Annotated in this window: 9 protein-coding genes; 6 read left to right on the forward strand and 3 right to left on the reverse strand. The window is 47.3% G+C overall.

What is annotated here, in order from left to right; translation table 11 throughout:
* Window positions 1–137: 137 nt before the first annotated feature.
* The gene (locus RMO52_RS12975; protein WP_310414799.1) at window positions 138–860 is read right to left on the reverse strand and encodes a fatty acid desaturase; all 723 of its coding nucleotides are present in this window, start codon (window positions 858–860) and stop codon (window positions 138–140) included.
* 144 nt (window positions 861–1,004) lie between these two features.
* Here RMO52_RS12975 and RMO52_RS12980 point away from each other — a divergent pair, with 144 nt between their 5' ends.
* A complete protein-coding gene (locus RMO52_RS12980; protein ID WP_310414802.1) occupies window positions 1,005–1,409 on the forward strand; it encodes a DUF3119 family protein in 405 nt (134 codons plus the stop codon).
* A 239-nt stretch (window positions 1,410–1,648) separates the two neighbouring features.
* Here the strand turns inward: RMO52_RS12980 and RMO52_RS12985 are convergent, their stop codons facing one another.
* On the reverse strand, window positions 1,649–2,293 hold the full coding sequence (locus tag RMO52_RS12985; protein WP_310414805.1) for a phosphoribosyltransferase: 645 nt from the start codon (window positions 2,291–2,293) through the stop codon (window positions 1,649–1,651).
* A gap of 262 nt (window positions 2,294–2,555) precedes the next feature.
* On the opposite strand from RMO52_RS12985, the gene RMO52_RS12990 reads away from it, so the two are divergent.
* The 5 genes from RMO52_RS12990 to RMO52_RS13010 all read left to right on the forward strand — a co-directional run bounded on the left by RMO52_RS12990 (window position 2,556) and on the right by RMO52_RS13010 (window position 8,437).
* A complete protein-coding gene (locus RMO52_RS12990) occupies window positions 2,556–2,720 on the forward strand; it encodes a hypothetical protein (protein ID WP_310414808.1) in 165 nt (54 codons plus the stop codon).
* A gap of 295 nt (window positions 2,721–3,015) precedes the next feature.
* Window positions 3,016–3,150: a hypothetical protein gene (locus RMO52_RS12995; RefSeq protein WP_309742654.1), complete on the forward strand. Its 135-nt coding sequence runs from the start codon at window positions 3,016–3,018 to the stop codon at window positions 3,148–3,150.
* 99 nt (window positions 3,151–3,249) lie between these two features.
* On the forward strand, window positions 3,250–4,353 hold the full coding sequence (locus RMO52_RS13000; protein WP_309742652.1) for a hypothetical protein: 1,104 nt from the start codon (window positions 3,250–3,252) through the stop codon (window positions 4,351–4,353).
* A 292-nt stretch (window positions 4,354–4,645) separates the two neighbouring features.
* Window positions 4,646–7,024 carry a hypothetical protein gene (locus RMO52_RS13005; RefSeq protein ID WP_310414811.1) on the forward strand — a complete coding sequence of 793 codons (2,379 nt, stop codon included), beginning with the start codon at window positions 4,646–4,648 and terminating at the stop codon, window positions 7,022–7,024.
* A gap of 186 nt (window positions 7,025–7,210) precedes the next feature.
* Window positions 7,211–8,437, forward strand: coding sequence for a DUF790 family protein (locus RMO52_RS13010; protein WP_309740277.1), 1,227 nt, complete (start codon window positions 7,211–7,213; stop codon window positions 8,435–8,437).
* 167 nt (window positions 8,438–8,604) lie between these two features.
* On the opposite strand, the gene RMO52_RS13015 is transcribed toward RMO52_RS13010, so the two are convergent.
* Complete coding sequence (locus tag RMO52_RS13015; RefSeq protein ID WP_310414814.1) at window positions 8,605–11,187, reverse strand: M1 family metallopeptidase; 2,583 nt, start codon at window positions 11,185–11,187, stop codon at window positions 8,605–8,607.
* Window positions 11,188–11,218 lie beyond the last annotated feature (31 nt).

The following is an 11,218-nucleotide window of genomic DNA, read 5'->3' on the forward strand; positions in this document are numbered from 1 at the left end:
TATGCGGGATTGAATATTACCGGAGCTACTGGATTAACCCCCGCCACGATCGGTTCTCTGAAAATGCTCGGCGCGATCGCCAGTTAATCTCTGTGTCGAGCGGGTGACAATATCCCCTACTCCCTACCCTCTACCCTCTACCCTCTCTCCTCCATCCCCTGTCTCCTTGCTGCGGGTAATTGCCACCAGCCCAAATGCGGTAGATCGTGATGCTCCTCATGGTAGCCAAAGTGATAACAACTGATAAACGACCAAAATTCCGAAAAAGGCGTGCTAGTGGCGCGGGACTCATTTATATACCCAGTTTGGGGTTCGCGATGCGGTAAAAATGTCCCAAATAGAAATAGCTGAAACGAACTCATCACCGATGGGAACACCCAAAACCAGGAGAGATTGCTTTCAGGCACGCCCAATACGCGATGCACGGCATGAAATGTCGAAATTAATAAGATCAACCGCAGCCAACTCCAATAGTTTTGCATGAAGTTGAAATACCACGCAAAGAAGTTTTTCCGCTTGCCATTGTGAAAATCTGGATCGCCAATCCGAGCGGGGATATCATGGTGGAGATCGTGCATCTGCCGCATCTTGGCAAACGGAAACATGGCGTAGACAAATAACACAAAACTGCCGATCGCATCATTGAGCGGGCGATTTGAGGGCGCGATCGAGCCGTGCATCCCGTCATGCGCCGTGACAAATAACCCTACATACAAAAACATCTGCCAAGCGAAGCCAACAAACTTTACCCAGCTTGGTAAATTTGTCAAGTCTAAGCTAAATAAGATCGCCGTACTCGTCGCCCAAATGCTAATTAGTGACAGTGCCACCCAGAGTCCCCGATCTTTTCCCTGTCTCACGCTGATTAACCTCGATCGCCGATGCAGATTGTTAAATAATTCTTTACTTATCTTAACGTCTCTCAACGGGGAGCGGGTGAGAAACGCTAAGATCGATCTAACCGATCGCGCTAGCGTACCGTAAGGTAATCGCCGCAATAGCCCATGACAACCACACCCACATCAATTCAATTACCTGCTAGTGTCGAACTTGCCCCCAAATACACGATTCCGATCGTCCTAGTGGCAGTCTCCCTGCCGATTGCCGCCCTCCAATTCTGGGTGGGTGCGATCGTCGGCATCTTTGGCTTATTTCTAGCGATCCAAACCACCATCATCAAGTTAGAATTCACCACCACCACCCTCAACGTCTACCGCAGCAGCACTCTGATTCGGACATTTCCCTACAGCGAATGGGAAAATTGGCAGATTTTTTGGCAGCCCGTCCCCATTTTGTTTTACTTCAAAGAAGTCAACAGCATCCACTTCTTACCCATCATCTTCGACTCCCGGATGCTCCGCACCTGTCTAGAACATTACCACCCGCGATCGTCAGCAGAGACTAATTAAGTAGATTAAGTTGCTACCTATAGTCTCAGCGGTTAGAAACCGCTGCTCTGCGAAGGCAGACGCTCCGCGAACGGAGTGCAAAGTCCGCCTGCGCGGACTGAAATATTAGTCCGCGCAGGCGGACTTTGCAACATTAGCCACGATTTTAATCGTAGGCATCTCGATCTGTAGCAACTTAAGTTGATTAGATTAAGGCAAGTTAGCTCGATCTAGTCATTACCTCTTACCTCTTACCTCTATCAGCTCGATCGATCCAACAGTGCAATTACCTCAGCATCGCTAGTCTGAGCAAAATTCTCATACCAAGAACCGATCGCGTACAAAGGTTCCGGCATCAATACACAGACAACTAAATCCACACTCGATCGCAATCGCTCGACGACACGGCGATCGGCAACTGGCACCGCCACGACAATTCGAGCTGGTTGCTGCAACTCAATCACCCCAATTGCCGCCATCATTGTCGCGCCAGTTGCCAAGCCATCATCTACCAAGATTACTACTCGATCGCGAACATCGACAGGCGATCGATCGCCCCGATATAGGCGATCGCGCCGTTGCAATTCCCGCAGCTCAATTTCGGCGACGCGATCGATCTGCGCTGCCGAAATTTGTAAATCTACCACGATCCGCTCGTTTAAATAACGTCTGCCCTGAAGATCGATCGCCCCCATCGCAAATTCGACATTCCCCGGTACGCCCAATTTGTGTACCAGACAGATATCTAGTGGCACATCGAGCCTCTGTGCGATCGGTGCAGCGACAGGTACGCCACCACGCGGCAATGCTAACACGATCGCCGAGTGACAATTATCGGCATAATCTGCTAATTGTTGGGCTAATTGTGTGCCAGCTTCAGCCCGATCTCGAAATTTTCGAGTCATTAAAAATCTTTACAATCGATGAATTCCAGTTTATCAAATAACTGCTAGCTAGTCTTCAATAAAATCACAATTGCCTAAATCAATCGCTGTTTTTAGGAACTAAAAGTCCTCTTAAACGTCGCAATTTTTTCACCAAAGCGTCTCGATCTGGCGGCTTGCCGATCTCAGTAGCCAGTGCGACGATCGACACCTCGACCCGATCGGGGTCTGTTCAAATCCATCCCTGCTAGCAAGGCTTTTGACCTAAATTTGCCGAGAGTGATTGTCAATAGGCAGCAAAGACCATGAAATTATCAACCGCGAACGGTATCATTTGCTACTTAAGGCTGAGACGGTCGATTCGACTTGGCTCATGCTGGGGATCGATCGAGCAGAACCGAGACTCAGCCTCATTTGTAATCTTAAAAATGAGGCGATCGGAGTCTGAATATCTGCTCTTTAGTATAGCTAGATGATGTGTGGGCAGGCGATCTAGATCGGCTTTATTGCTCAAATTGATGTCACACTATTGTCAAATCAAAATTGGAAGCGTATTATGAAATTAATGAAATCGCACAAACAATCTCAACAAAATTGATTCATCACCCATATCAATAACCCAAATATCGATTGGGATTGGGAATGAATTAATAGCTCTCGAATGTATCGTTGAAGTTGCTACGCAGCCAATTTTGCCCAACGCTATCGTTTTGCATCGATCGAACTGAGTTCGACTGCGCGGAGTGGTTGGCAACTATGGCTCGATCGCCGCTGAGATTATTACAGCATTGACTGTAAATCTAAGCAATGGCGATCGGCTCGAAGATTATTTTCCAAGTAAATCAACCCGTCAACTTTGTACCGATCGAACGGTCTGAAGTTGAAACTTGGCAACCATACTCTCACGTAGTTTTGTTGACGAGTGCGATTTTCAGATAAAACTTGTGTCCGAATTATAACCTACTCGGTAGAGACTTATGAAATTTTCAGCTAAATTAACTCTTGCTCTTGCTGCTGGTTCTGCTTTATTCCCAATGGCGGCTCAAGCGTTACCAAATACTGGTACGACGGCTGCTGCGGTATCGATTAAATTTGATGGTACTTCTACAGGTAATTTCTCGATTCAGCCCGGATCGAATGCTTCTGGCGGTGGTACGGGCGTCCGCGAACTGTCTGCTGCTGTAGCAACTGGCGACACCAGTGCTGAGGCTACTGCTAGTACTTATAAAGGTGGTACTAACTCTAGTGCTAAAGGTTACAGTATGCCTGTGACTTTCTCCTACGTCAGTACTAGTGACGTGAGTAAAAAATACGATACTTCCGATCGTGTTGATTTCAACACCCGTCAAGAGAACAAATCGGACAGACTCGACACTACTACCAAAAACGCCAACTACGACAACTACAGCAACATCAATAACCAGGACAACAAAACAGCTACTAACAACCTGACTGATAACAAAAAGGCTGTCAATAACCTAACCGATGACAAAACAGCCACTAACAACCTGACTGATAACAAAAAGGCTGTTAATAACCTGACCGATGACAAAACAGCTACTAACAACCTGACTGATAACAAAGCTACCACTGACGGTAATAGCTATGGTAACAGCACGGGTAAAGGCAGCAGTAGCGTTGCTGCCAGTGATGTTGGTGCAGGTACTACGTCTAACAGTACCAAGGGTACTGCCAATAGCGGTGGCACAACTAAAACCACCAATAGCGAGTTAGCAACCAACAACAACACTACTAGCAACTTAGCAACCAACAACAATACCGACAACTCTTTCAAAACTAACAACAACACTACCAGCAACTTAGCAACCAACAACAATACCGACAACTCTTTCAAGACTAACAACAATACCACTAGTGATGTTGCCAACAGCAACGTTAATACCAGCAAAGGTGGCAACAACGACAACACTTATAAGAGTGATGTTAATAGCCAAAGCGGTAGCACAATGAACAACACCCTCAAAACTACTAACTTGAAAGAGGGTACCACAACTCTCGTTCAGTACAACTACACTGGTTCGGCGGCTGGTTTATCCTACATCCCCGCACTCGGTAAATAGAGTGGAGTTGGTGCCGATTTAGCTCGTGTGGCTCCCTTGGGAGTGCAGATGACGAGTCCTGTGTCGCTGGCTGGTGCTAATACCTAGCCATTGGCTAGCCAAACACAGAACTGAGCTGCCACCGAGCGAATTTGGAGCCAGCGGTTACTTATCAAACCAAAAAATCTACCTATCTCTAGTTTTGTTCGTGCCTGGTACAACCGAATGAACTTACTAGGATAGGTATTTTTTTCCCAACTTGCAGACAAAGGCTGTGGAGCAATAGTCGAGATCGATTTAAAACCCCCTATATATGTATTCACAGTTACCTGCATATTCTCACAATAATTATAAATTAGCCTGTTATTGCCTGACGATCGCGGGTTGGTATTTCATTTTGGGTGGTAGTGCCAACGCGCAATCGGCACCAGCGGCAGTTCAGATAAATAACGAGAATTCGATCGCTCCAGAGCAACTGGCGAGTAAGAATACCAATCCCGATCCGACCAGAGATAGTAGGGACAACACGCCCGAACAGCCTGCACAGCTAGCTCCACCCGTCAATCCCCAAATTGCCCAAGTAGCACCCATCCCGACAATTATCGCGCCGCTGTTGCTCCCACCGAGCTTTCTCCCGCCCAGTCTGCCGATTATCCCGATTAATTCCGTTCTGACACCAGAACTGCTCCTCCCGCCCAATAATACGCCAGCAGTAGCGCCAATTAATGCGCCGATTGCCCCACCGCAATCGACGACAGTCAAAGATCCGCGCTTTATTATTGCCCCGCAAGTATTAGATCCCAAAGTTGTCGATCCCTTTTCGACGCAATTTATCCTCAATGGCAACAAAGTCTCGCACTTTACCACCACAGTCGTCACTACTGGCTTTGAAACTGGCAACTTTCGCAATACCGATCTGAGCTTTGATGTCTACAAGCTGATTGGAGCTAAGAATGTTCAGAGCGTCACCGCCGATCGGGTGGTACGGGTCAATAGTACGATGGATGTGGTGGGTATTCGCAGCATCGCCCAACATCAGGATATTGACGTTTCCGTCGCCCAACCGCAGACGCTACTAGGATTTCGCCAGCAGATTAGTTTGGATGCCGACTGTCTGGATGGTTCGGGGCGGACTTGTACATTTTTACCGGGACTGGTAATCGACGAGAGCGTCCTCGATCCCAATAAGTTACAGCCTACTAGCGTCAAAGTTACCTCTCAATTTGGCGATGTTATTTCGCCAGCATCCGTCACAGCAATTAGGGGAGATGGATTTGGGGGTGGGGCTAATGGTGAGAAATTTGGCATCGATTTAACCGTGCCAGTTGTCGGCGTAGTCGCCCCGCCCGAAGGCTCTCCACCGCCAGTATTAACAGGCGAACGCCAGGAGAAATTTCGGACTGGGGTGGCGGTAAATTACACCAGGATGAATCAGGATTTTGCGACAAATGGTGTAGAATCCACCTTGGGACGGACGATTCGATCGCTTAATTATGTTAATGGCGATCGCAATCAATTAGTAAATGCGCTGACTAATGCGATCGGTCAAATCTTACCAGACTTTCGTCCCAGTATCGCTCCTGGCAAACCGGGCGCGCGGATCGTCGTCAATCCCAATCTCTATCGAGTCGCCAGTGCCCTTCGCCTCCCCGACAATAGCCTGACGGTGTATCAAGGTGGTACGGGTTATGCCCCGAGTTTCGGTGCCGACCCCAAAGTGCCGCCCGGAGCCAGTCATCAAGCCCTGTGGGTGGGGATGTCCCCCGTCGTCGAGCGCGAGTATCTGCGGGATTATCGCTACATTACCCTCCGCGAACCGCGCATCGTTGCTAATGGGGGCGGTGAAGGTGGGAGCCTCCCTGTCGATGTCAATCTCAACAATTTTGGCTTTAATTCCAGCGGCTTGCAAAATGCCTACGGACAAGGTTATGTTACCGTCCTAAATCGGGATGTCTCCCGCGTCGATACCGATACGATCCGCCAGCGGACGGATTACTATCCCCACATCAGTTTTACCGGGGCGAAGCTGACTGAAAATAGCCTCTGGCGGTATTATACAGGCGCGATCGTCAATGCCGGATTCGAGCCAAAAACTACCACCAATATTAAAGTCTACGTTGGCACTGATTATGCCGTCGTCAATCCTCGGGGCTTGAGTTTTAATGTCGGTGGTATCGGCTATCTCAATCCGGATCCAGAATATTCCACCCAGCTTTTTGTCAATGCGACGCAAGCCATCCCGCTCGGTGCCAATCCCCGCAATAATCTGACGTTGGGAGTGAATGCCAATTATATTATCGATGGCTCGATTACCCTCCAATCGTTACCGATTCGCTCCGCTCAAAGCTTCGTCAATGCTGGCGTCGCCCTAAACTTCGGTGACATTTCGATCGGCGGTACCCAATTTTTTGGTAATATCTTATCCGAGTCAGTTGAAAATAAAACAATCTTTAATCTAAGCTGGAAAGTTACCGACAGGTTCAGAGTAGGCGGATTTGTCAGTGCCTTCGATCGGAATATCTCGACCAATCCATTTGGGGCAAATATCAGTTACGATCTAGATCCTAATTCTAATTCAGCGATCTACTTAGGATGGAATGCCGCTGAAATCGATTTCCGGCGCACCCTCGGCTCCACCGCTAATGTCTACAAGGATAATACGATTAGTGTCTCGCTCCGCTATGGATTTTAGGCAGTTGACAGATATTTTGTAGGGTGGGCACTGCCCAACGTATAGGTTATAGAGCTTATTTGTTTATTTAAACTTTCCTGCATAAGATTCGTTAATTAATTGTCTCAACCTATTGGCATAGCATTTCTAGATAGCAACTTGGGTTAATTCTCAATTATCAATTATCAATTCTCAATTATTAATTAAATGCTACCTGGAGATCTGCTGATTTATCGATACAATGGCGAATCGATCGTCCCCAAACGCATCGAAATCGACGCGCATCATATTCAGATGGCGATCGAGATTATCGACTGCTTTACGTCCGTTGTGGGTGGCACTCAGGGGCAACTCGATGAGATGTTATTGCAACTTGAAGGTGATAGTCCCGACTTTCGCGTCAAGCGGGGATTTGCCCATCTACTCAAGAGTCAAACCTTCAGTAACTTTGAGATTGTCAGCCCGCTTCAGCCGTCCGAACTACGCGAACGAGTCTACGCACTCTCCGCGATTTCTAGCCCCAGTGTCGAGCATAGTAAAAGCACATTAGCCACACTTGCCAGCAATCTCTCCCAAGAACTAAGTACCGAAATAATTCCCGCTCAAATTACCCAAGGTTTATACGCCGATTTACCCGAAAATCGCATTTTAACCGAGTTTACCGCACCCGATCCGATCGCCCTAATTCATCGCTACAATCTGTCCCAAGTTCAAGGCGTATTCTATCGCGCCAGCGAACTAACTATCAATGCCCATCGCAATGTCCCCGGACAATACAAGCTGTTATTTCGCTATCTGAAATTGTTTCAATTAATGACCTATATCGAAGGTGATGCCGATACTGGTTTTACCATTAAAGTCGATGGCCCGACGAGCTTATTTAAAGCAAGTACTCGCTATGGACTCGCGATCGCCAAGTTAATTCCCGCAATTTTACACGTTACTAAATGGAGCCTGAGCGCAACGCTGCAAACCAAAGATTTTTATACCGGAAATATCAAAGTCGGACGCTATAGTCTCACCGACAAATGTGGATTGGAAACCCACTATCCACCCGGTAAATCCTACGATAGTATGCTCGAAGCGAGTTTTGCCGATCGCTGGGATAAGCTCAAAACCGAGTGGGTATTAGAACGCGAAGTAAATTTATTACCCATTCCCGGTAGTGTGATGATTCCCGATTTTCGACTGGTGCATCCCGACGGACGGGATTATATCTTAGAAATTGTCGGTTATTGGCGACCGGAATATTTGCAGAAAAAGTTTGCCCAAGTGCGAAAATCTGGCTGCACAAATCTGATTTTAGCCATCTCCGAACGCTTGAATCTCGAAAAAGCCGGACTCAATGCCAGAGATCTGCCTTGTGAGGTAATTTGGTTTAAGGATAAACTATTACCTAAGTCAGTATTAGAAGTATTGGATCCGGTTAAGTGAATGGTGGATAGTGAATAGTGGGTAGTGAATTGAGAATTGAGAATTGAGAATTGAGAATTGCGGATACGCGCTCGTCAGGTTCCCCGACGAGCGCTATTCACTATCCACTAAAACACTATCCACTATCCACTAAAACACTATCCACTAAAACACTATCCACTAAAATACTATTTACTCTTAGCCTCCAGATTTTCCAAGCGGCTTTTTAGCTCTTGATTGGTTTTTTTGACTTCTTCCAACTCCTCTCGTAACTGTTTTACCGCTCCATCCGAACCAATTTTCTTCTGGACTTTTTGCACCCCTTCATCTGCCATCCGTTTGACGCGTCCGTCGGGACTGTGAGCGGCTAAACCTTGCAATACCCCGATCGCTTTGACGGTGGACATCTGGCTCAGGGCATTGACTACAGCTACTTGGGTGAGGAAAAACGATTCGCGCGACAGCTCGGATAATTTCTCGACGATGACGATCGTATTTGCATCGGATTGACCGCTAGAAATCGCCCCAAGGGCACGAATTGAGGTCAACCGCAGTGGTTGAGGTATACCCGGTTTGACGTACTCTATGACGGTTTTTAGAGCTGTTTCTGAATCGGTCATTTTGCTCAAACCACCGATCGCACCTGCACGGACGACTTCATTCCAGCCGGAGCGGGTATTGAGGACTTCGGTGAGCAGGGTAATTACTTCTTCCTGTTTATCCTTCAAGCTGGCGGTAGTCATCCCGCCCAACGCGCGACAGGCGGCGGCTTCGACGTAGTAGCTCTCATCCCCGGCTGTGACAATTTGCTGGACTGCGGCGTATGTTTCGGGTGTTTTAATATTACCCAATTCATCGACGATCGCGCGGCGCACGAAGGGATCTTCATCGCCGACTGTGGCGACTAAATTAGTAACTGCAATATCGAGTTTAATCGTTGCTAGCTGTTGCGCGGCTTCGAGTCGAACTGCCCAGAATTTTTCAGTTGCAAGGCATTCAGTCAGTGCGGTGACGGCTTCGAGATTGCCTTTTTTGGCGATCGCGACTGTGGCATAGATCCGCGAAATTGGGTCTGGATCTGACTTGAGCTGCGCTTTGAGTTCGGGTAAGGGGTATTCGAGGCTGACGGTTTTTAAATAGTTATTACCCACATCAAAGCTGATGAAATCGGGTTTAGTTTCGAGCGGAAAATAGAGGACTTGTTCTTTTTCATAGACGCGAATTTTGGTAACTTTCACGTCAACAATCCCATCTTTAAGATAACCAAAACCAATCGGAATTTTGAGATCGAATAAGTCATTGGTGAGCGTATGCACGCCTTCTTTCGCTTGTGTTTGTGTCACCGTCAGCTTGGCTAAATTACTATCGCCATCCCAACTGTAGGCAACCTTATAATCTGGATGTCCGCCCCGATAGACATATTGATCGAATAGATATGCTAAATTGCGTCCGGTTGCTTTATCGATCGCCCGCAGGACATCGATCGTTTCGACAGTTTTATGAGCGTTTTCATTGACAAAAGTATGCACGAAGCGATCGTATGATTCATCGCCCAATTCCGCCCGAATCATGTGATAAACACAGGCACCTTTTTCGTATAAGTGGCGATCGTATAGTTCGATCGCTTCTCGATAGATATTCGTGACGATCGGACGCCGATAGCGGTCGCTATCTTCACTTAAATAATTACGTGCTTCACCGAGTAAATAATAAGCGGCTTCATCTTTATCATACTCATGTTCCGTCCACAATACCTCACAGTAAGAAGCCATCCCTTCCTTAATCCACGCGTGCGACCAATGCTTAATTACGACCAAATCGCCGAACCATTGGTGAGCAAGTTCGTGAGCGACTAAACTCTCTGTAAAAAAGTTGTCTAAAGACGCTCGTTTATCTAATAAACACCGATCCATTAATAACGTCGTCGAAGTATTTTCCATCCCGCCAAAGATGAAATCAGCGACGCATACTTGGGCATATTTAGGGAATGGATAAGGATAGCCAAACTTCTTGCTAAAGAACTCAATCATCTGGGGAGTTTTCCCCATACTCAGCTTCGCTGATTCTTCCAGTCCTTGCTCCACATAATAAGTAACTGGCTTACCATTCCAACTATCGGCAATCTCGCTAAACCTGCCCACCGCCAACGTCATCAAATATGTCGGGTGAATCTCCTTTTGCATCCATTGATAGACCCGATCTTCACCAAAGACAGTCTGCTCGACTAATTCACCATTAGAAATCGCCACAAAATCCTTCGGCACCTGCACCCGAATTGCCGAAGTAGCTAGTTGTCCGGGATAATCAAAACAGGGGAACCAAAACCGCGAATCTTCATCTTCACCCTGCGTCCACACCTGCGTCGGCTTGTCGGGATAATGTGCGTCGGGATGAATAAAATACATCCCCCGCTGCGGGTTATTTACGCCATAATCGATCGTCAGATCCAAGATTTTACCAGCAGTAACATCGACTTTTACGGGAATATGCAATAACTCCCCATCATAATTAAACTCGCATTCAGTACCATCAATTTGGACGCGATCGATTTTCAGATCCACCGCATCGAGCGTCAATGACTCGATCTCACTCCGCACCGGATTGAGCCGAATCGCACAAGTACCGTGGAAACTCGAATTGGGAATGTCCAGCACCAAATCTAGACTGATATGCTCGACCTGTCCGGGTCGATCGGGATTATAATGAGGGCGCGAACCAGGGAGTTGAAAGGATTTGTGTCCGTTACTCTCGTCGAGATGGCTGTAGGGCATAATAGAATCAATAATCCGCTAGTTTGGATAT

The sequence above is a fragment of the Chamaesiphon sp. OTE_8_metabat_110 genome, assembly GCF_031382685.1.
GTDB lineage: Bacteria > Cyanobacteriota > Cyanobacteriia > Cyanobacteriales > Chamaesiphonaceae > Chamaesiphon.

Coding starts and splice junctions, on each gene's coding strand:
- RMO52_RS12985 (WP_310414805.1), bottom strand. CDS start 2,293: ATGACTCGAAAATTTCGAGATCGGGCTGAAGCTGGCACACAATTAGCC.
- RMO52_RS13000 (WP_309742652.1), top strand. CDS start 3,250: ATGAAATTTTCAGCTAAATTAACTCTTGCTCTTGCTGCTGGTTCTGCT.
- RMO52_RS13010 (WP_309740277.1), top strand. CDS start 7,211: ATGCTACCTGGAGATCTGCTGATTTATCGATACAATGGCGAATCGATC.
- RMO52_RS13005 (WP_310414811.1), top strand. CDS start 4,646: ATGTATTCACAGTTACCTGCATATTCTCACAATAATTATAAATTAGCC.
- RMO52_RS12980 (WP_310414802.1), top strand. CDS start 1,005: ATGACAACCACACCCACATCAATTCAATTACCTGCTAGTGTCGAACTT.
- RMO52_RS13015 (WP_310414814.1), bottom strand. CDS start 11,187: ATGCCCTACAGCCATCTCGACGAGAGTAACGGACACAAATCCTTTCAA.